The sequence below is a fragment of the Caballeronia sp. LZ003 genome (assembly GCF_031451465.1).
Classification (GTDB): Bacteria; Pseudomonadota; Gammaproteobacteria; order Burkholderiales; family Burkholderiaceae; genus Caballeronia.
The window spans coordinates 146,512-166,085 of sequence record NZ_JARUXJ010000004.1 but is presented as its reverse complement, the minus strand read 5'-3'; the positions used below and the strand labels follow the sequence as shown (position 1 = coordinate 166,085).

General features: G+C 60.9%; 20 protein-coding genes. 5 read left to right on the top strand and 15 right to left on the bottom strand.

Features of this window, described 5'->3' with window-relative positions; translation table 11 throughout:
* Nucleotides 1-3: 3 nt before the first annotated feature.
* From phnE to QCE79_RS24875, 4 genes are all read right to left on the bottom strand, one after another.
* Nucleotides 4-774 (bottom strand): phosphonate ABC transporter, permease protein PhnE, encoded by a 771-nt coding sequence (gene phnE, locus QCE79_RS24890; RefSeq protein ID WP_250467704.1) that lies wholly within the window; start codon nt 772-774, stop codon nt 4-6.
* A gap of 59 nt (nt 775-833) precedes the next feature.
* Entirely contained in the window at nt 834-1,805 is a 972-nt protein-coding gene (gene phnD, locus QCE79_RS24885) for a phosphonate ABC transporter substrate-binding protein (protein ID WP_309848392.1), read from the bottom strand.
* Between the two features lie 29 nt (nt 1,806-1,834).
* The gene (phnC, locus tag QCE79_RS24880) at nt 1,835-2,662 is read right to left on the bottom strand and encodes a phosphonate ABC transporter ATP-binding protein (protein WP_309848391.1); all 828 of its coding nucleotides are present in this window, start codon (nt 2,660-2,662) and stop codon (nt 1,835-1,837) included.
* A gap of 117 nt (nt 2,663-2,779) precedes the next feature.
* Nucleotides 2,780-3,673: a LysR family transcriptional regulator gene (locus QCE79_RS24875; protein ID WP_250467523.1), complete on the bottom strand. Its 894-nt coding sequence runs from the start codon at nt 3,671-3,673 to the stop codon at nt 2,780-2,782.
* 143 nt (nt 3,674-3,816) lie between these two features.
* Between QCE79_RS24875 and QCE79_RS24870 the strand changes: the two genes are divergently transcribed.
* The 3 genes from QCE79_RS24870 to QCE79_RS24860 all read left to right on the top strand — a co-directional run bounded on the left by QCE79_RS24870 (nt 3,817) and on the right by QCE79_RS24860 (nt 7,457).
* Entirely contained in the window at nt 3,817-5,196 is a 1,380-nt protein-coding gene (locus QCE79_RS24870) for an SAF domain-containing protein (protein WP_309848390.1), read from the top strand.
* A 100-nt stretch (nt 5,197-5,296) separates the two neighbouring features.
* The gene (locus tag QCE79_RS24865) at nt 5,297-6,601 is read left to right on the top strand and encodes an MFS transporter (protein WP_244828789.1); all 1,305 of its coding nucleotides are present in this window, start codon (nt 5,297-5,299) and stop codon (nt 6,599-6,601) included.
* Between the two features lie 103 nt (nt 6,602-6,704).
* Complete coding sequence (locus QCE79_RS24860; RefSeq protein WP_250467525.1) at nt 6,705-7,457, top strand: Pr6Pr family membrane protein; 753 nt, start codon at nt 6,705-6,707, stop codon at nt 7,455-7,457.
* On the opposite strand, the gene QCE79_RS24855 is transcribed toward QCE79_RS24860, so the two are convergent.
* The 11 genes from QCE79_RS24855 to QCE79_RS24805 form a co-directional block, all read right to left on the bottom strand.
* Nucleotides 7,454-8,659: a YbfB/YjiJ family MFS transporter gene (locus QCE79_RS24855; protein ID WP_309848388.1), complete on the bottom strand. Its 1,206-nt coding sequence runs from the start codon at nt 8,657-8,659 to the stop codon at nt 7,454-7,456. The two genes, QCE79_RS24860 and QCE79_RS24855, sit on opposite strands and share 4 nt — an antisense overlap.
* 37 nt (nt 8,660-8,696) lie before the next feature.
* Nucleotides 8,697-9,311, bottom strand: coding sequence for a TetR/AcrR family transcriptional regulator (locus QCE79_RS24850; protein WP_309848386.1), 615 nt, complete (start codon nt 9,309-9,311; stop codon nt 8,697-8,699).
* 155 nt (nt 9,312-9,466) lie between these two features.
* On the bottom strand, nt 9,467-9,775 hold the full coding sequence (locus tag QCE79_RS24845; protein WP_244828793.1) for an EthD family reductase: 309 nt from the start codon (nt 9,773-9,775) through the stop codon (nt 9,467-9,469).
* 39 nt (nt 9,776-9,814) lie between these two features.
* The gene (locus QCE79_RS24840) at nt 9,815-10,732 is read right to left on the bottom strand and encodes an MBL fold metallo-hydrolase (protein ID WP_309848384.1); all 918 of its coding nucleotides are present in this window, start codon (nt 10,730-10,732) and stop codon (nt 9,815-9,817) included.
* Between the two features lie 11 nt (nt 10,733-10,743).
* Nucleotides 10,744-11,607 (bottom strand): quinoprotein dehydrogenase-associated SoxYZ-like carrier, encoded by an 864-nt coding sequence (locus QCE79_RS24835; RefSeq protein ID WP_250467528.1) that lies wholly within the window; start codon nt 11,605-11,607, stop codon nt 10,744-10,746.
* A 34-nt stretch (nt 11,608-11,641) separates the two neighbouring features.
* A complete protein-coding gene (locus tag QCE79_RS24830; RefSeq protein ID WP_309848382.1) occupies nt 11,642-12,568 on the bottom strand; it encodes a quinoprotein relay system zinc metallohydrolase 2 in 927 nt (308 codons plus the stop codon).
* On the bottom strand, nt 12,565-13,539 hold the full coding sequence (locus QCE79_RS24825; protein ID WP_244828797.1) for a LysR family transcriptional regulator: 975 nt from the start codon (nt 13,537-13,539) through the stop codon (nt 12,565-12,567). Before QCE79_RS24825 ends, QCE79_RS24830 begins: the two co-directional genes overlap by 4 nt.
* Before the next feature lie 66 nt (nt 13,540-13,605).
* Entirely contained in the window at nt 13,606-14,358 is a 753-nt protein-coding gene (locus QCE79_RS24820) for a hypothetical protein (protein ID WP_404989413.1), read from the bottom strand.
* On the bottom strand, nt 14,355-15,284 hold the full coding sequence (locus QCE79_RS24815) for a substrate-binding domain-containing protein (protein ID WP_250467531.1): 930 nt from the start codon (nt 15,282-15,284) through the stop codon (nt 14,355-14,357). The genes QCE79_RS24820 and QCE79_RS24815 overlap by 4 nt, the downstream gene beginning before the upstream one ends.
* 57 nt (nt 15,285-15,341) lie before the next feature.
* A complete protein-coding gene (locus QCE79_RS24810) occupies nt 15,342-15,755 on the bottom strand; it encodes a c-type cytochrome (protein WP_244828799.1) in 414 nt (137 codons plus the stop codon).
* A gap of 122 nt (nt 15,756-15,877) precedes the next feature.
* On the bottom strand, nt 15,878-17,695 hold the full coding sequence (locus tag QCE79_RS24805; RefSeq protein WP_244828800.1) for a methanol/ethanol family PQQ-dependent dehydrogenase: 1,818 nt from the start codon (nt 17,693-17,695) through the stop codon (nt 15,878-15,880).
* 347 nt (nt 17,696-18,042) lie between these two features.
* Here QCE79_RS24805 and QCE79_RS24800 point away from each other — a divergent pair, with 347 nt between their 5' ends.
* Both QCE79_RS24800 and QCE79_RS24795 read left to right on the top strand, forming a co-directional pair.
* Nucleotides 18,043-18,417 carry a 4a-hydroxytetrahydrobiopterin dehydratase gene (locus tag QCE79_RS24800; protein WP_244828801.1) on the top strand — a complete coding sequence of 125 codons (375 nt, stop codon included), beginning with the start codon at nt 18,043-18,045 and terminating at the stop codon, nt 18,415-18,417.
* A gap of 83 nt (nt 18,418-18,500) precedes the next feature.
* On the top strand, nt 18,501-19,550 hold the full coding sequence (locus tag QCE79_RS24795) for a beta-ribofuranosylaminobenzene 5'-phosphate synthase family protein (protein WP_309848381.1): 1,050 nt from the start codon (nt 18,501-18,503) through the stop codon (nt 19,548-19,550).
* The last annotated feature ends 24 nt before the right edge of the window (nt 19,551-19,574 follow it).

The following is a 19,574-nucleotide window of genomic DNA, read 5'->3' as shown; positions in this document are numbered from 1 at the left end:
CTTCTAGATCACGCGCTCGCGCACCCATCCCGACGCCAGGTCGATCAGCGATACGATCACCACGACGATCAACATGACCGCTGCGGTCTGCGCGTAGTTGAACGAGCGGATGGCCTCGTAAAGCACTACGCCGATGCCACCCGCGCCAACCATGCCGACGACCATCGCCGAGCGCACGTTCGACTCGAATCGATACAGCGCGAACGAAATCCACAGCGGCAGCACTTGAGGCAACACGCCATACACGATCTCGTCGAGACTGCTCGCTCCCGTGGCGCGCACGCCCTCGGCGGGACGCGCATCCACCGCTTCGACCGCTTCCGCGAAGAGCTTCGCCAGCACGCCCGTGGTATGCACCCACAGCGCGAGCACGCCTGCAAACGGCCCCAGCCCGACCGCGACGATGAACAGCATGGCGAAGACCATCTCGTTGATCGCGCGGCACGCGTCCATGAGCCGCCGCACTGGTTGCGCGATCCACACCGGCGCGATGTTCTGCGCCGACAGCAAGCCGCACGGCACCGCGCAAATGAGCGCGAGCGCCGTGCCCCAGACCGCGACGGCGAGCGTCACGATCATCTCGTGCGCGTACGTGCGCCATTCCGTGAAGTCGGGCGGAAAGAAGTCGCGCGCGAACTGACTCATGTTGCCGGATGCGCCGAGCAGATCGAGCGGACGCATGTCCGCGCTTTGCCACGACGCGCCGAGTACGGCGATAAGCACGATCCAGCCGAGCATCGACACCCAGCTACGCTTGCCGCGCGGCGCTTGCATAGGCGCTTCCTCGGGCCTGCTCACGCCCGCGGCAAAGGTCGAGATATCGAGCGGCTTCATCACTTCGCCGCCGAGCCATCGAGCGCGGACAACTGCTGATCGAGCGATGCGATTTGCGCTTTCTTGTCGGCGTCATCCAGATGAGCGTTGTTCTGCACCTGTTCCTTCTTGTGAAAGAGCGCCATCTGACGAATGGGCACGAGCTGCGCATTGGACGATGCCGCGAAGCCCGAATAGCCGGAGATAGCCGTCATCACGGACTGTTCGCGCGGGTCCTTTTCGCCGTAGTGAACGAAGAAGTTCAGCAGCTTGTCCTTCGTTGTCTGCGGCAGATCGCGACGCCACACGAGCGGGTCTGACGCGATGAGCGGCGACTTCCACAGCACACGCACCTTCGGATATAGCTCGGGATGCTGCGTCTTGATGGTGTCGAGCATGTCGGTGTTGTTGGTCGCGACATCGATCTTGTCGTTGACGACCGCGAGCATGTTGGCTTCATGGCTCGAAGGCAACACGCTCTTGAACGATGTCTTCGCCGAAAGCCCGTTCTTCGCGAAGAGATAATACGAAGGCACCAGCGTGCCAGAAGTGGAGTTCGGATCGCCGAAGCCCAAATTGATATCGTGGCTGTTCTTCAGCACCTGATCGACGCTCTTCCACTTGCTGTTGGCGTTCGTGATAAGCACGGAATAGTAGCCCGCCTCGCCGCTCTTGTACTTGACCTTCGCAAAGACTTCGCCGTTGGAGCGGTCCACCGCTTCGATGGCGGACGCATTGCCGAAGAAGCCGATCTGCACCTTGTTGAAGCGCATTGCTTCGATAATGCCCGCATAGTCCGTGGCGAAATACGCCTTCACATCGAGACCGGTCTGTTTGTTCAGATCGTCGATGAGCGGTTGCCAGCGTTGCTTGAGCGCCGACGAAGAATCCGTCGAGATGATGCCGAAGCTGAGCGTATCGGCAAAGGCCACTGAGCTCATGAAGCATGACGCGAGTGCGGCGCCGGCCAGGAAGGTACGGGCTGATTTCATGGAGATGCGGTCCGTAGTTTGATTGCGATTCAGGATGTGGCGACAGAGGCAAAAGTCGCGGGGGGATGTTCACGCTCGTCGTGATCGGCCAGCAATTCGGCGGCGGCCGCGACGTACAGTTCGCGCAACAGCATGGGCGTGAGCTTCGCGGATGCGCCGTCGTAGACCACGCGGCCATCGCGCAAGGCAACCGTGCGCGTGCAGTACTTCATCGCTATGTCGATCTGATGCAGCGACACGATCACCGTGAGTTTGTGATCGCGATTTAGCGACTGCATGAGCTCCATCACGCGCCGCGCAGATTCGGGATCTAGCGAGGCAATTGGTTCATCCGCGAGCACGATGCGCGCACGCTGCACGAGTGCACGCGCGAGCGCCGCACGTTGCTGCTGTCCGCCCGACAGGTTGCTCGCGCGTTCGAGCGCATGTTCGCCAATACCCATCGCGGTAAGCGAGTCCATCGCCAGCGCGCGTTCGTCGCGCGGAAAACGCCCTGAGAGACGCCGCCATAGCGACACACGCGTAAGCGCGCCGATGAGCACGTTGGTGATTACCGAAAGACGTCCCACCAGATTGAACTGTTGAAACACGAAGGCGACATCGCGACGAATGGCGCGCACTTCACGCACGATCTTGCCGTTCTGCTGAATCGGCCTGCCGAGCAGCGTCACATGCGAGGGCGCCGCATCCGATGCGATAAAGCCCGCGATATGGCGCAAGAGCGTCGATTTGCCCGAGCCCGACGCACCGATGAGCGCGACCATTTCGCCCTCTTCCACGCGCAGATCGACGGCATCAAGCGCCTTGCGGCCATTGCGAAACGTCTTGGTGAGACGCTCGATACGAATTGCGTCCATGGCTTTCCTCGTCTGCCGCTGTAACGTTGGGCAAATTCTAGAAAGGCAACATGACGAGAAAGTGACGCTGATGAGACGTCTAGATGAATACATCACCTGGCGCGTGCGGCCGGGAGTTTATTCTTCGAGAAACCACGTGCCTTGGCACTCGGTGCGAATGAAATCCGCAAGCAGTTTGACGCGTGCGACATCGCGCGTTTCGGCAAGCGTCACGAGCCAGTAAGAACGACTCAGCGCAATTTGATCCGCAAAAAGCCGCACCAGGTTCGGTTCCCTGCGCGCCATGAAACACGGCAGCACGCCGAGACCCACGCCGCCCGCGACGGCGGCCGTCTGACTGATCACGTTGGAGATGCGAATGGTCGGCGTGAGCGTGCTCGATACCTGCGGCAGATAGTTCAGTTCAGCGGACCACATCTGATCCTCGACATAGCCGACCCACGGATGCGTGAGCAGATCGCGACGCGTGACGATTGCCGCATGTGTCGCGAGATATTCGCGCGCGGCATAGACGCCCAACGCATAGTCCGTGAGCTTGTGCGCATAGACGCGCCCTTGCGCCGGCCGCGTCATGCTGACAGCGAGATCGGCTTCGCGCTTCGAAAGACTGAACATGCGCGGATTCGCGATCAATTCGATCTCGAGTTGCGGATGCATGGCAGAGAGCTTGGAAATACGCGGCGCGAGAAAGTAAGTACCGAAGCCTTCCGGCGTGCCGATGCGTACGCTTCCCGTCAGACCAATGGACGCATCTTCGAGCCGATGCCGCATGTGCAATGCAAGGCTCTCCATGCCTTCCGCATCGCTTAGTACGCGTTCGCCTTCGGGGGTCAGCACAAACCCTAGGGAACTGCGGTCGAACAGTCGCACACCGAGTGCGGTTTCAAGCGCGGCCACACGCCGGCTCAGGGTCGAATGATCCACGCCCATTTGCTGCGCGGCCACGGTGAGCCTGCCCGCGCGCGAAATGGCGAGAAATGCCTGAATGTCGTCCCAGTCGAAACCACGCATGAGGATTTCTGCACAGAGCGATTGCCGATTTGCCCATTCTATTGCAAGAAACACGCTGCTATCTTTTCTTCAACTCTGCGAATGCGGAGCAGACGATGCGGCTCGATCGTCACGACACGAAAGCCTGAATGGAGACAAACAGCATGTCGCTCATTGCGAAACTCAAGGCGCGCGCGCAGGAAGGCAAGCCGGTCAAGGTCGGCCTGATCGGTGCGGGCAAATTCGGTTCGATGTATCTCTCGCAAGCGCCGCGCACGCCCGGCATTCATCTCACCGGCGTGGCCGATCTCTCGCCCGAGCGCGCGCGTGCCGCGCTCAAACGTGTGGGCTGGGAAGAGGCGCGTTATTCGGCGGCATCGTGGAACGAAGCCATCGGCAACGGCTCGACCTATATCACCGACGACGCCGATGCCATGATCGCAAGCGATCATGTCGATATCGTGATCGATGCAACGGGCAGCCCTGCCGCGGGCATTCATCACGCGCTGCTGTGCTGCAAGCATCGCAAGCACATCGTCATGGTGAACGTGGAAGCCGATGTGCTCGCAGGCCCGCTGCTCGCACGCCGCGCACGAGAGGCGGGCATCATCTATTCGATGGCTTCGGGCGATCAACCCGCGCTCATCGCGGAACTCGTGGACTGGGCACGCACCATCGGCTTCGATGTGATCTGCGCGGGCAAGGGCACGAAGTATCTGCCGATCTACCATCAGTCGACGCCCGATACCGTGTGGGGCCATTACGGCTTCACCGAGGAACAGGTCGGCTCCGGCGACTTCAACGCGCAGATGTTCAACTCGTTTCTCGACGGCACCAAGTCCGCGCTCGAGATGGCCGCTGTTTCCAACGGATGCGATCTGCGTCCGCCCGCCGACGGCCTCGCGTTCCCCGCATGCGGCGTGGACGATCTGCCAAGCGTGCTGCGTCCCGCATCGGAAGGCGGGATCCTGCCGCATCGCGGTAGCGTGGAAGTAGTGTCGTCGCTGGAACGCGATGGGCGCCCCGTGTTCCGCGATCTGCGCTGGGGCGTCTACGTCGTCATCGAAGCCCCCACGGACTACGTGCGCGACTGCTTCTCGCAGTACGGTCTCAAGACCGACAGCACGGGTCGCTTCGCCGCCATGTACAAGCCGTATCACCTGATCGGCCTGGAACTGGGCCAGTCGATCGCGAGCATCGCCGTGCGTGGCGAAGCAACCGGCGCGACAACTGGCTTTCATGGCGATGTCGCCGCCACCGCGAAGCGCGATCTGCGCGCGGGCGAGCGGCTCGACGGCGAAGGCGGCCACACCGTGTACGGCAAACTGATGCCCGCTGCGGACTCGTTGCTGCTAGGTGCGTTGCCTATCGGCCTTGCGCACAACATGGTGCTGCAACGCGCCGTGCCTGCGGGACAACCCGTGCGCTGGAGCGATGTGGCATTCGACGCAAGCAAGGAAGCCGTGCGGGTACGACGCGAGATGGAAGAATTCTTTCGCGCCGAGATGAAGCTTGAACTACCGGCGCAAAAGCTCGCGAGCTAGTTCATCGATGAAGACATTTTGATCCGCGGCACGCCCGGTCCATCTCATGGTCCGGGCGTTCGCCATCTCTAAACGCCCGGCAAAGGGCGACGGAGGAGACATGAGCCAAATCAGCGAAACTCTCGGCGTTACGCAAGCAGGCAGTGCGGACGTCTACCGCAAGATCACGTGGCGCATCATGCCGTTCATCGTGCTCTGCTATCTCTGCAACTATCTGGACCGCGTCAACGTGGGCTTCGCGAAGCTGCAGATGCTTTCCGATCTCGGCTTTTCGGATGCGGTGTATGGCCTCGGTGCCGGTATCTTCTTTATCGGCTACTTCATCTTCGAGGTGCCCAGCAATCTCATCCTGCATCGCGTGGGCGCGCGGCGCTGGATTGCGCGCATCATGATCACGTGGGCGATCGTTTCGGCGCTCACGCTCGTGGTCAAGACGCCGTTTCAGTTCTATCTCGTGCGCTTCTTTCTCGGCATCGCGGAAGCGGGTTTCTCACCGGGCATCATGCTGTATCTGACGTACTGGTTCCCGGCGAGAAAACGCGGCTTCGCCTATGGTGTGTACTACATCGCCATTCCGCTTGCCGGCATCGTGGGGGGTCCGTTGTCGGGCTGGATACTGACCGCGTTCAAGCATTCGGCCGTGATGTCGGCGTGGCAATGGCTGTTCCTCATCGAAGCAATTCCAGCGTTTATCGTGGGTTTCGCCGTGCTCTTCATGATGGTCGACAAGCCAAGCAAGGCACGCTGGCTCACCGACGACGAGAAGCGTCTCGTGACGCAAGCAGTCGAGCGCGAGGAAGGCGACAAGACCGCGCACCACGACGCCCGCGCGTTCCTTTCCGACCGCAACATCTGGAAGCTTGCCGGCGTGTACTTCTGCCAGATCATCGGCCTCTATGGCATCAGCTTCTGGCTGCCGTCGATCATCAAGGACACGGGGCTCAAGAACGTCGAAGTGATCGGCTGGCTCTCAGCGATTCCGTATATCGTCGCGATTCCCGCGATCATTCTCACGGGCATCAGCGCCGACAAGTTCCGCTCCCGGCGCATGCACTTCTCCATTGCGCTCGTGATCGGTGCAATAGGCTTTGCGGCAAGCGGATACGTGGGACAGCAACCCGTGCTTGCGGTCATTGCGTTGAGTGTGGCGGCCGCTGGAATCTTGTCCGCGCTGTCGCTGTTCTGGGGCATTCCGGCTGCGTTTCTTGCGGGAACCTCGGCGGCGGCGGGCATCGCGGGAATCAATTGCGTAGGCAATCTCGCGGGTTTCGTTTCGCCGTATATGGTCGGGTGGCTCAATGTCACGACGCATAACAACAGCATCGGACTTTATGCGGTTGCAGTGTTCATGGTGATCGGCGCATTCGCGGTGCGTTCGATTTCCGGGAAGCTAGCGGATCATTGAAATCGAGCGACGAACGAGCCGCCTGCCGTTTTCAACGAACATGGCAGGCGGCCGTGCTTTTTGCAACGCTGCAAGGGCCGACGCGCGTCGATAAAATGGGTGCATGACCGACTCGTCTTCACAATCCTCGAGCACGCCGTCGCGCGCACCCGAACACGACCTGCCGCTGCACACGCCCAGCACCGCATCGCTCGGCGTGGCGGCGGCCATCGCCATGATTGCGTGGCTCGCGCTCGCGGCGCAGACGGATATCACCATCGCGCGCATGGTCGGACGCGGCTTTACCGTGATCGACGGCATTGCGCGTACCACCAGTTATCTCACCAACCTCACGGTGTTCTTGACGGCGTTATGCTTCACCTGCGTGGCCATACGCGCGAACGCGCCCATTGCGCGCTTCTTTCGTCAACCGACGGTGGTAACGGCGGTGGTCGTGTATATCGTGTTCGTGGGCATTGCCTATAACGCGTTGTTGCGATGGCTATGGACGCCATCGGGGTATCGTGCGCTCGTCAATGAATCGCTGCATACGGTCGTGCCCGCGCTCGCCGCGCTTTACTGGGTGCTCTTCGTGCCGCGCTTTCATCTGTCATTGCGGCGCTGCGCCTTATGGCTCGTCTATCCGCTCTGCTATCTCTTCATTACGTTATGGCGCGGCAGTGCATCCGACTTCTATCCCTACTGGTTCATCAACGTGGCGGAACTCGGTTACGAGCGCGTGTTCTTCAACTCGGCCATGCTAGTCGCGAGCTTTCTGATTCTGATGAGCGTATTCATCGTCATCAATCACAGACGCCAGGACTTGCGCATTTCCGACCCCGACATGGAATCGGACGACACGGGCCCATCGCGTTAGTCACGATTCACGAACAGATCGGCGACGAATGCGGCAGTCAACGCCAGCGCGCCGCATGCGAAGATCAGCGCGTAGTTGTTATGCGTATGCGAGAAAAGAAATGAGTAGCCATAGCCGCCGACCGCCTGAAAGAGCGCGAACGCCGAAGTCGCGCGACTCCATGAGGCGCGCTGCTCCGCGTGATCGTGCGGCAGCAATTCATGCACGCGGCCCAGTGCAAGCGGCACGATACCGGGCGTGAAGAGCCCGAGAATCACGGTCGCAAGGCCGATCACATAGGCATGGCCCGACATCGCGAGCAGCGCGGCTGCAGCCGCCTGCACGATCAACGCGTAGCGGTACGCGCGGCCAAAGCCGATCCGGTCGCCCAAATTTCCGCAGATGAGCGGCCCGAAGATAGCCGCCACGCCATACAGCACCCAATAGCTCGCACCGACGCCGGCGCCGCGTCCGATCCCTCGCGCGATGTAGTCGACGAGCAGAATCATCGCGGGCACGAGACCCAGTGCGTTCGCCGCGTATTGCGCGTAAAGCAGGCGCAGACGCGTGCCGTCATGACGCGCGCCATGCGCCTCCTTGGTCACGGCAGGCACGGGAGGATTCGTCGATGGCCAGCCGAACCAAGCGACAGCCGTCAACACAAGCGAGAACACGCCGAGTCCGATCCACGTCGCCTGCAAGCCGTAATGCAGCAGCCGCGGAATGAGCGTGCCCGATGCCGCGATGCCGAAGCCCAGCCCGAAGAAGATCATGCCGCTTGCAAAGCCGCGCCGTGCGGGCGCGATATGCGGAAGGATCGTGGTTGCGACGAGCACCATGATCGCGCCGCCCGAAAGTCCCGAAAGAAAGCGCCAGCCGAAGAACCAGGCAATCGACAACGGAAACGCGCATGCGAAAAACGCGGCCGTGGCAATGGCCATCAAGAGGCGCAACGCGAGCCGGTTGCCGAGCGTCGATGCCATGGCCCTGCCGAACAACGCGCCCGCGAGATAGCCCGCGAAATTGGCTGCACCCAACGTCACGGCTTGCGACGACGTGAACCAATGCGCTTCGATAAGCGGTGGAATGAGCGGCGTATAAGCGAAGCGCGCGAGACCTATCGCGACGAGACTCGCGCAGAAGCCCGCGAGCATGGCGTAGATGGAACGCATGTCGAGTGAATCCGATTGACCGGCGCGTAAGGCCGACGCTTGATCCTGCATGATGTTGACTCCCGGAGCGAATGGCGTGACGTGTGTTTTACCGCGTGGCGAACTTCGCACGCATTGGCGGAAGTTTCAGCAGCATGAGCGTGGGAGCGACAGCCGCCACGAGCAGCTTCGGCTGAGGATCGATACGCGCCAGCACGCGCACGCCGAGAAGCACGGCGAGCAGACTCGTGGCGGCATCTGTTGCGGATATCATGCGTTCGATCTCGCCGCTTTTGAACGCGGCGGAAAGACAGCGCTCGAAGAAGCCGCGTAACAACTCGACTTCCTTCGCGATGAGTTCGTGAAACGCCTCGTCCTCGAGCGGCGCCGCGAGCGCGGCATTGACCAGCATGCAGCCGCGCCGGTGTTCATCCGATACCGAGCGCTCGACGATCTCGCGAAAGAAGCCCGCAACGGCGTGCGCAGGCGTGCAAGTGGCTTCGAGACGCTCGATACGCTCGCGCAACGTATGTTCGAGATAGTGATCGAGCGCGCGCAAAAAGAGCGCGCGCTTGTCGCCGAACGCGTTGTAAAGGCTCGGTTGCGTGAGACCCGTCAGTTGCACGAGGTCACGTGTGGACGTGCCCTCATAGCCGTGCGTCCAGAATGCTTCGGCTATGGTGTTCAGCACATCGTCTTCGTCGAAATTGCGCGGTCGCGCCATGATGCAGGCTCCATTCCATGGTTGCGTCACGTTTTATATCGGACGCCACAGAACGAATTATATATCGATGGATACAAAACCTGCTTGAACCGTCGTCCAACAAAAAAAGCCGGCGAAGCGTCGGCTTTTTCGTATGCGGAAAAACAACCGTGCTGTCAGGCGTCTTTCGTGTCGAACATCAGCAGCTCGACGCCCGCCTGCGCGAAGTTCGCCAAGTCGCCGGCGGTCTTCTGGCCTTCAGGCGACCCGAGCGCGGACTCGATCGCTTCGAGCGATTCGAATTCGAGCAGCGCGACGAGGTAATACGGCGACTCGCCTTGCGCGGTAGCAACCGGCCCCGTGCTGATCTGGTAACTCTTTAGCCCCGGCAACGTCTTCGCCAGCGGCGCGTGCGTGGAGGCGTAGTAGTCGTCGAATGCCTTCGTATCGGACGGATTCTTGTAAAGCGCAACGAGCTGGGCCATCGTCTTGTCTCCTGAGTGTTTGTCTTGAACAACAATGCGTTACTGCTTCTCCAACTGTAGATAGATACGTTGCACGTTCTGCGGCTGCGCTATGCCATAGAGCTTGTAGCCGTGAAAGGCGGGCAAGTCGACGGTATGCATGGCCTCGGTCAGTCCCATGCCGCTCCGATATGCGCGTCTGACCGCGCTGTCGAGTTCGCGCAGATAAAGGCCTGTCTGCATGATGTCGTCGTTGCTCAACGGCGGTCCGAACGCCGGAACGATCGTCTTCGATTCGAGTCCGCGCAGATTCTCCAGCGCCGCGAGCCAGCCATGAATATCCTCGTTGCGCAGTTCGGGGATGCGCCCGTTCGAGATCAGACTACCCGCGAACAACACGCCGCTTTGCGTATCGAGCACGGCCAGATCGCCTGGCGTGCTTGCCGGTCCGAAGTGCAGCAATTGCAGCTTGCGATCGCCATTCACGACTTCCGTGGTGCCTTCCACCGTTCGGTCGGGAACCGTGACGCGCGAGCCTGCCATCTCGTCTTCACCGAGGGTTTTGCGCAGGTTCGCGAGACAGATTGGGCAACGTTCCCGGATCAACTGAGCCGTGCGGTAATGCGCGAGAATCGGCACACCCTGATCCCGGAACGCCGCCGCGCCAAAAACGAACTCCGGTCCTTGATGCGTGATGATCACGAGCGTGACGGGTAGCGGCGTGACTTTGCGAATGGCTTCGATCATCGCGCGTCCGTAGCGGTACGAAGCTCCCGTATCGATTACCGTCACGCCGCGCGGTCCCACGATAAAGCCGTTGTTCGCGACCATGCCGTGATTCGCGGGCGCGACAGCATCGCCGTCACCGATAAACGCATACACGCCCGGCGCCACTGCGACGGGCGCGGGCATGCCGCTCATCGCCGCATGAACGACGGCGCAAAATGCGAGGAACAACGCACCGATGAGCGCACGCAAGCCGCGCCCCATCATTTCATGGCCGAGGTTTGCGTGCCCGATTGCGTCGTGATCGCAACCTCGCCGTCGAACCGCTTGTTCTTCGTGTCTTCAATAGCGACCTTCAATTCACCGTTTTCCGTCGGCAGAAAATAGAAGCGGAAGTTGGGGTTCTCGCTGATCGAGAAATTCACATTGGCGGTCATCACGGGCTTGCCGCCATAAGTCACCGCAACCTTGCGCACGAAGTACGCGGTCGCATAGTTGCGCGTGACCTGATCCATCGCCATGCCGGTGCGATTAGGGTGGCGCACCATCAATTGCGCGAGTTCGGGCTTGCCCGCAATAGGGGCGCCTTCCGCCTGCAAACGTACCTGACCCGCCGCGCGTTCGGCCGCGTCTTCGTCCTTGCCCGCAGGCGCGGAGCAACCACCCGATGCCTTGATGAAACGCACCGCGCTATACAGATGTCCGTCGTTCGTTTCGGCGATGGCACGCATGAACGTGTAATCCTCTACCCGCACCCGTGTCTCGATGCTGGCAAGTCCGGAGTCTGGCGTGAACTCGAAAGAACCGGCGTAGGGCTCGGGATTTTCGTCGATGAAGAGATAAATCTTCTTGATGTAATGCGTGCTCGTCTGCGGAAACTGCGCGCTGATCGCAATGGGTACGACGGCGGCATCGGCGGCGCGTTTGGGTGCATCGAACTTGATGACGGCATCGCCTTTCGTGTCGATCGGCCGCCCCTTGAACGCGCCTTCCTTGAAGTCGAGCCAGCGCGCCACCTTGTCTGGATCGTCGTCGGGTTGCGCCGCATGCGAAGCGTAAGGCGCAAACATGGTGAGCGCCGCGACAAACCCTAAGCCTGCGCGTGCGCCAAGCCTGATCGTCTTCATGGTGTCCTCCTTTGCTGCAACGCGGCGTGCGCCGCTACTGCTCCCACTCCAGTTCAGCATAGACAGCGGTGACGTTGCGCGCGTGATAGGCATCGTAGAGCCGCCACTTGTCGCGCTCGCCGAGACCGATGGTATCCACGGCCTGCTGAATCGTTTCGCCGCGCTTGATGGCCGCACGCACATCGCGCGCCAGATTCGCGAGGTACTGTTGCTCGTCGTCGAGCGACCGCGGATACGGCGCGTCCAGGTCGCCATGACCGGGTACGACATGCCGCGGATTCATCTGCTTAATGCGGGCGATATTGTCAAGCCAACCGGTCACGCTGCCATCCACCACGGGAATGCAATGCACGAAAAGCAGGTCGCCTAGCCACAGCGTGCCGCTCTTCTCATCGTATACCGTCATGTCGTTGTTGGTGTGCGCTGTTTTCCAAGTTTGCAGCGTGAGCGTGCGCCCGCCGAGATCGAGCGTGGACGTGCCGTCTATCGTCATCGTCGGTGCAATGATTTCGCTGCCGCTCGCTTCATCGCCCAGTTCGCGTTTCAGCGCACGCAGGTAGTTCTCCGCGCGCAATGCCTCCGCCTGCGCAAGCTTGGCGCTGCCCACGTATTGCGGATGGTCGTCCTTGAAAGCCGCATTCCCGAAGATATGATCCGGGTGCATGTGCGTATTGATCACGTAGCAGACGGGCAAGGGCGTCACCCTGCGCACCGCCGCGCGCAATGCGCGCCCTTCCGCGAGCGTGCCGCCGGTATCGACCACAGCGACACAGCGCTCGCCGACGATGAAGCCGACGTTCGCAATATCGCCGCCGTTCGCAGGCGTGGCAAGCTCGTCGTGTCCGCGATGCACGTAGTTCCCCGGCGCGAGTTCCTTCACCGTAAACGAGGCCTCTGCAAACGCATGTGCCGATGCCGCGCACAGCACCAGGAACGCGGCGAAGCGTAAAGCAGCGCTCATCGGACCTTGTCCGCATCGGCGAGACGTTTTGTTCGGCGCAGGCCGAACTGTTCGTACTCGCGCTCGAGGAAAGGCTCGGCGTGTTCGAGAAGAAAGCGCCGAAACGCAAGGCACGTCGGCGAGAGTTGCTTCGAGCGCGAATGCACGAGTTGCCATGTACGTTCGACGGGCGTGCCATTCACGTCGAGCACGGCGATCTCACCCGTGCGCAATTCGAGCCCCAAGGTATGCAACGAAATGAGGCTCACTCCCATGCCCGCCATCACGGCCTGCTTAATGGTCTCGTTGCTGCCGAGCGTGACGCTGCGCGATGGCGTGAAGAGGTTTTGCCTAAACACGTGCTCGGCGACGGCACGTGTGCCGGAACCAGGTTCGCGCAAGAGGAAAGTATCGTTGGCAAGCTCCTGCAGATCGAAGCGTCGCGCAGTTTTCAGCGGATGCGAAAGCGGCGCGATGATCACATGCGGATGGTAAGCGAGCGGCTCTGCAGTCGTGCCAAGTTCGGGCGGCGGGCGGCCCATGATGGCAAGGTCGGTCGCGTTGTCCTGCAGGAGCCTCAACAAGGTCTCGCGATTACCGACCGAAAAACGCACATCGACCTTGGGAAACTGCTGCGAATACAGCGCGAGCAACTTGGGCGCGAAGTAAGTCGCGGAACTCACGATACTCACCGCAATCGATCCACTGTCGGCTTGCGTAAGCGACATCATCGCGTCTTCGGCGTCCTTGATCTCACCGAGAATTCTGCTTGCATGATGCGAGAGGCGTTCGCCCGCTTCCGTCAGCGAAAGACGCCGCGCCACGCGTTCGAAGAGCGGCAAGCCGACCGCCTCTTCCAGTTGCCTGATCTGCATGGATACCGCGGGCTGCGTCAGATGCAGTTCCTCCGCCGCACGTGCGAAGCTCGGACAGCGCGTCGCTATCACGAAGATCTGCAACTGGCGCAAGGTGAGAGAGCGGATAAAGTTCACAGCGGCGTATCCGTGAGGCGTTCCTGAACGATTTAGCGGCTTGCCTCGGCGCTCGTGCAATCCACCTCAACGACTGGCCCGTGGCGCGTTGCCGACCTTTCCTCCCGGCGTGGCCATGTTCTTGAGCGCGCCCGAATAAGCGACCGTTTCCTTCTGCAGCGGATGCGCGAAGTCGTTCCCCGCGCCCGGCACTTCGGTGCGAATCAAGACGACATGTCCGGGAACATCATCCGCAACGACGAAGGTGTAGCGCTTGTTCGTGTATTGCTGCAGACGTTCTGCATTGGGATCGTTGAGGAAGGGCTGAATGACGATCTGCTTCGCTTTCACGTTCCTGGCCAGCCCGAGCGCCTCGCCGGAAACAGGCGTAATTGCCGGGTTTGCCGCAAGCGCCAGTCTCACGCGCTGCTGAAAGTAGCGACGCTGCCCGCCCGTCAACTCCTGCATCTCCGTGATGTCATGCTCCAGAAAATAGATGATCACCGGATTGCACGGCAGCCCCCCTGGCACGTCCACATTGCCGGTGCGATCGGACACGCGCGCATCGTTCTTCGTGTTGCCCTTGCTCACCACGAGCACGCGGACCGTGTCCTTGACCTTCGCCGGCGGCCCGGAAAAATCCACCGCATAGTCGAGCTCGGTTTGCTGATCCACGCCATCCAGATGCGGCTCCATGAACAGCAAGCGTTCGGCTGGCGCAATCTCGGTGGCAGGCGCGGAAGCAGGCGGTGTATCCGTCGCGAACGAGGCCGGCGGCATCAGAGAGATGAAGCCGCCAAGCGCGCAGGCGAGGGCAATACCTCGAATGTCGAACCTCATTGCGTGGAGGCCGGCTGCAGCGGCTGCAGCGGCAGCAACGGAACCTGATAGCTCGTCAGTATCTGATCGATCTTCGGCTGGTTCGACGCAATCCAGTTATCCACCTTGTCGCGCCATGCTTTTTCGCCGTAACGCACGCCCATCGAAATTTCATAATCGAAGCGAATGCCGGGTTGCGGTGCGAACGGCACGAGGCGCGCCTTGTTATCCGAGAGCTTCACGAAATAGCCTGCAATCGGGCCCCAGACGAAAGCGGCATCGACATTGCCTTGCGACAGATCATGCTCGATCATCTCGCCGGGAAAGGCATCGGGATCACCGCTTTGCCCCTGATACGACACCGCCTGTTCGATCAGATTGTGTTGCAACAGCCAGTCAGTCGCGGGACTCTTCACGAAGATGCCGAGCTTCATCTTCTTCAACTGATCCGGCGGCAGATTCATGAGATCGGCCGGCGACTTGATGCTTGCGTACTCCGGCCGGTTCGGGAACACCATGGCGTAGGTCGAGTGCAGATAAGGGCGCGTGGTCGCGGTGAGTTCATAACCTTTGGGCACACCGATAATCAGATCGCACTTGAACTGATCCGTGCTCGGTGCCTTGTCGCGCAGCGTATTGCGCACGAATCCCATGCGTTGCGGATAAAACGTGTATTCGAGCTTGTAGCCGAAGTCGCTTGCCATCTGGCTTGCGATCTTGTTCTCGAAGCCTTCGCCCTTCTGATTCGACAAAGGCATGTTGTTCGGATCCGCGCACACGCGCAGCACGCCGTCCGCGCCGTCGTTGTTAGGCAAGTTCGGCGGCGGTGTACCCGCGCCCTGCGCGAAGACCGTTTGCGCCGTGAACGCGAGCAACGCCGCGCATACCGTGTTCGATACGGCCGGGAATCGGAACGAAGCGGCGCGGCTTCCATTACGATCTGACATCGATACCTCCGGGTTCAAATGCAACTTCATGCAACATCGGACAAGCAACGAACGCAATCACTTCGCATCGAGCGCTTGTAAATCGCCCGGATTGATCTTGCCGTCTGAGCGTCCCTTCAGATACGCAAAGAGATTCTCCCAGTTTTTCTGCATCATCTGGCTCGCGCTGAAATCGGGCATACCCTTATCCACGCGTCCGCCAAACACGGTGCGATGAAACTCGTTCTTGTCCAGCGTCTTGAAAGCATCGACGAGCGACGGGCCGACGAGACCCTCCTGCTTCGCCCCGTGACAACGTTCGCACGCGAGCGCGCGCCAGGTACGCCATCCTTGCAGCGTATCGGCATCGACCTTGTTGCCATCGACGACCTTGTACGCCACGGGCTTCATTTGTCCCGGACTCGTCTGGGCAAACGAAGCGCTGGACGCCGCGAGCGCAATCGACAGCAGCAAGAGTGATCGGCCTTTCATTCGCTTGTCTCCTTGAATATCTCGTATGTGGGGTATTCACGCGCGGCGGACTCCCTGACCGCCGCGCGTCATTACGCTTCGAATCGAACTAGTTGCAGGCTAGCGAAACGGCTGATACGTAATCAGCCCGCGCTGCCCGGAATGGCAAACACGAAGAGCGTGCCGCCGAGTGCCGTGTACTTTGCAAGCTCACGATAGCCGCCCACCGCGCCCAGGCCTTCCGCCGACTTTTCGAGTCCCGCTGCCATGCCGATGCCGGCCCAGCCGCCGATGCCCGAATACACGCCGATGAACTGCTTGCCTTGGTACTGATAGGTGAACACGTTGCCGATGATCCCGGACGGCGTCTTGAACTTCCACAGTTCCTTGCCGTCCTTGATACGCACGGCCTTGATGTAGCCTTCGAGCGTGCCGTAGAACGCCACGCCGCCTGCGGTTGCGAGCGCGCCGGACCACACCGAGAACTTCTCCGTCTTGGACCATGCGATCTTGCCCTTCGACGCATCCCACGCGATGAAGTTACCCATCGCGCCGTTCTCGTTCGGACCGGGGAACATCGAGAGCGTGGCGCCGACGAACGGCTGACCCGACACGTAGTCGACTTGGAACGGCTCGTAGTCCATGCAGACGTGGTTCGTCGGCACGAGGAACAGGCTCGAATTCGGATCGAATGCAGCGGGTTGCTGGTCTTTCGAGCCCAACGCCGCCGGGCAGATGCCCTTGACGTTGTGATCGGGACCGGCTGCCTGCGTGGAGTAGCTGGCGTTACGAATCGGCAGGCCGCTCTTCAGATCGACGCTATTGGCCCAGTTCACCGCCGGGTCGTACTTCTGCGCCACGAGCAGTTCGCCGCTTTCTCGATTGAGCGTATAGCCGAAACCGTTACGGTCGAAGTGAACGATCGCCGGCGTCTTCTTGCCGTTGATGTTCAGGTCCGACAGGATCATTTCGTTGACGCCGTCATAGTCCCACTCGTCGTGAGGCGTCATCTGATAGACCCACTTCGCCTTGCCGGTATTCAGGTCGCGCGCGAAGATCGACATCGACCATTTGTTGTCGCCGGGTCGTTGCGTCGGGTTCCACGTGCCGGGGTTGCCTGTACCGTAGTAGACAAGGTTGAGCTTCGGGTCCCATGCATACCAGCCCCATGTGGTCCCGCCGCCATACTTCCACTGATCGCCCTGCCAGCTCTTGAGCGACGAGTCCGCACCGATGGGCGCCATCTTGCCGTCGGTCCAGGTCATCGTTTGCTGCGGGTCCATCAGCATCTCATTGTCGGGCCCGGTGCTGTAGGCCTTCCAGACTTCCTTGCCGTCCTTGATGTTGTAGGCAATGAGCCGGCCGCGAACACCGAACTCGCCGCCGGAGATGCCCGTCAACACCTTGTCGCCGAAGACGTGCGGCGCGTTGGTGTTGGTTTCGCCTTTCTTCGCATCGCCGTTTTGCGCGGTCCATACGACGTCGCCGGTCTTGGCGTCGAGCGCGACGAGCTTCGTGTCGGCTTGCTGCAGGAAGATCTTGCCGTCGCCATATGCGAGACCACGGTTGACCGTATCGCAGCACATCACCGAGATGACCTGATTGTCTTGCTTCGGCTGGTATTGCCAGATGAACGTCTGGTCCTTCAGACTGATGGCGATAACCTTGTTGGGAAACGGCGAATGGATATACATCGTGTCGCCGATGACGAGCGGCGAGCCTTCATGGCCTCGCAGCACACCGGTGGACATGGTCCAGGCAACCTGTAGCTTGCCGACGTTGTTCTCGTTGATTTGCTTGAGCGTGCTATAGCGGTGATTAGAATAATCGCCCGCTTGCGCCGCCCAGTTCGAAGGATTCTTGATTGCGGTGTCGAGTTGCGAATCAGCCTGCGCCACGTACGAATTGAGGCCTGCCGTTGCGACCACCGCCAGTCCAAGAACCAGGGTGCGTAAGTTCATGTCTCCTCCAGAATGATGATGCCTCCGACCCGGGAATGACCACGCTACCGTTTGCATCGTGCGCGCCTTCTGAATGCAGGTAACGAGATTCGCTTGTGCCCCGGTACATTGCCGGGATCTTGCGTGACCGGGCTTTTGCATATTCCATGCCGGTTTGCGAACGCTTGTTTTGTGGCGTGCGAATGGCGGCGTGCGACACATACTGTGTCAAATACGCGAAAGGCTTCATGTGATGGAACAGCAACGCTTGCTCAGGTGTCACATGACGCGTCGCAGCATTGCGCAGCGCCGCTTCACGATCAACGCACGCGGCGCATACTCGGTGTTTTCCATAAGGAGGCAACGTCATGGCTCAAGCAGAGAAGGTCTACTCGGATGAAGAGGTGCGGGAACGGCTTACGGGTCCGCTCGCGCATTGGTATCTCGAGGACGGATGGCTCAGGCGCAAGTTCAAGACCGAGAGCTGGAAGGGCACGCTCATGGTCGTCAATACGGTCGGGCATCTTGCCGAAGCGGCCTGGCATCATCCCGACCTGACCGTCTCTTATGCGTTCGTCGTGGTCAAGCTCAAGACGCATTCGGCCAAGGGCATTACCGACAAGGACTTCGCGCTCGCCACGCGTATCGAAGACGTGGTGCAGTGGCAGCCAGGCAAGGAAGACGGTCCGCTCGACGGCACGCCATCCGACGATCAACGCTTCCGCTATATCAAGTACGACTAGCCCAGCCACGCGGCGCGTGCAGTCTTGGTATAACTTTTGCCTAACAGGGAAGCCCGAAACCCCCTGAAGGAACACGAGCCGCGATGCCAACCTCACCCCGACGCTTATCGCCTTCACCGGCGATCACGGTCGAAGCACCCGCGCGCCTGCATCTCGGCTTCCTCGATCCGAACGGCTCCTCAGGCCGCGCCTTCGGCAGCCTCGGGCTCGCGATAGAAGGACACGGCACGCGTCTCACCGCGTGCATCGCTCATGGCACGCGGCAGCAGACGGCGCATATAGAAGGCCATGTCACGGAAGCGCAGAAAGAGCGTATCGCTCATTACCTTCAGCAATTGCAGGCGGCGTTCAATGAACCGCGTGCCGTCGATATAGACGTACACGAAGCACCGCGCGCGCATACGGGCCTCGGCTCTGGCACGCAGCTCGCCCTCACGCTCGGCACCGCCTTCGCACGAGCAACCGGTCACAACGGCATAGACACTGCGGACATCGCGCGCATACTCAAACGGGGCGCGCGCTCCGGCATCGGCATTCATGGCTTCGATCACGGCGGCCTCATTCTCGACGGCGGCCGCGACGTGCGCCACGCATCCGCGAATACGTTGCCGCCGCTGATCTCGCGCCAGGCCTTCCCCGATGACTGGCGCGTGCTTCTTATCGACGACACCTCGCGCGAAGGTCTGCACGGCGACGAAGAAAGGCGCGGACTCGCCGCACTCGATCCCTTCCCTGAAACACTCGCCGCGCATCTCAGTCATCTCGCGCTGATGCGTATCCTGCCCGCCGCCGCCGAAAGCGACTTCGATACCTTCGCCGACGCCATCAGCGACTTGCAGCAGACCATCGGCGAATACTTCGCGCCCGTGCAAGGCGGCGTGTTCGCAAGCCCCGCCGTGGCGCGCGCGCTCGAAGCCGTCGCCGCCGAGCAGAAGGCCGGCATCGGGCAGACGTCATGGGGACCGGTCGGCTTCGCGTTCGTCGCAAGCGCGCAGGACGCCGAACGCGCACTCGCGACCGCGCAACGCGTGACGCCTCGCGCACCCCTCACCTTTTCCATCGCTACCGGCCGCAATCGCGGCGCGACATGGCGTGCCGCCAACCGCCGAGAGCAAGGCGCGGATGCTGCCTGAACCTGCGTTCATCAATTCCAAATC

Coding starts and splice junctions, on each gene's coding strand:
- phnE (WP_250467704.1), bottom strand. CDS start 774: ATGCAAGCGCCGCGCGGCAAGCGTAGCTGGGTGTCGATGCTCGGCTGG.
- phnD (WP_309848392.1), bottom strand. CDS start 1,805: ATGAAATCAGCCCGTACCTTCCTGGCCGGCGCCGCACTCGCGTCATGC.
- phnC (WP_309848391.1), bottom strand. CDS start 2,662: ATGGACGCAATTCGTATCGAGCGTCTCACCAAGACGTTTCGCAATGGC.
- QCE79_RS24875 (WP_250467523.1), bottom strand. CDS start 3,673: ATGCGTGGTTTCGACTGGGACGACATTCAGGCATTTCTCGCCATTTCG.
- QCE79_RS24870 (WP_309848390.1), top strand. CDS start 3,817: ATGTCGCTCATTGCGAAACTCAAGGCGCGCGCGCAGGAAGGCAAGCCG.
- QCE79_RS24865 (WP_244828789.1), top strand. CDS start 5,297: ATGAGCCAAATCAGCGAAACTCTCGGCGTTACGCAAGCAGGCAGTGCG.
- QCE79_RS24860 (WP_250467525.1), top strand. CDS start 6,705: ATGACCGACTCGTCTTCACAATCCTCGAGCACGCCGTCGCGCGCACCC.
- QCE79_RS24855 (WP_309848388.1), bottom strand. CDS start 8,659: ATGCAGGATCAAGCGTCGGCCTTACGCGCCGGTCAATCGGATTCACTC.
- QCE79_RS24850 (WP_309848386.1), bottom strand. CDS start 9,311: ATGGCGCGACCGCGCAATTTCGACGAAGACGATGTGCTGAACACCATA.
- QCE79_RS24845 (WP_244828793.1), bottom strand. CDS start 9,775: ATGGCCCAGCTCGTTGCGCTTTACAAGAATCCGTCCGATACGAAGGCA.
- QCE79_RS24835 (WP_250467528.1), bottom strand. CDS start 11,607: ATGAAGACGATCAGGCTTGGCGCACGCGCAGGCTTAGGGTTTGTCGCG.
- QCE79_RS24830 (WP_309848382.1), bottom strand. CDS start 12,568: ATGAGCGCTGCTTTACGCTTCGCCGCGTTCCTGGTGCTGTGCGCGGCA.
- QCE79_RS24820 (WP_404989413.1), bottom strand. CDS start 14,358: ATGAGGTTCGACATTCGAGGTATTGCCCTCGCCTGCGCGCTTGGCGGC.
- QCE79_RS24815 (WP_250467531.1), bottom strand. CDS start 15,284: ATGTCAGATCGTAATGGAAGCCGCGCCGCTTCGTTCCGATTCCCGGCC.
- QCE79_RS24810 (WP_244828799.1), bottom strand. CDS start 15,755: ATGAAAGGCCGATCACTCTTGCTGCTGTCGATTGCGCTCGCGGCGTCC.
- QCE79_RS24805 (WP_244828800.1), bottom strand. CDS start 17,695: ATGAACTTACGCACCCTGGTTCTTGGACTGGCGGTGGTCGCAACGGCA.
- QCE79_RS24800 (WP_244828801.1), top strand. CDS start 18,043: ATGGCTCAAGCAGAGAAGGTCTACTCGGATGAAGAGGTGCGGGAACGG.
- QCE79_RS24795 (WP_309848381.1), top strand. CDS start 18,501: ATGCCAACCTCACCCCGACGCTTATCGCCTTCACCGGCGATCACGGTC.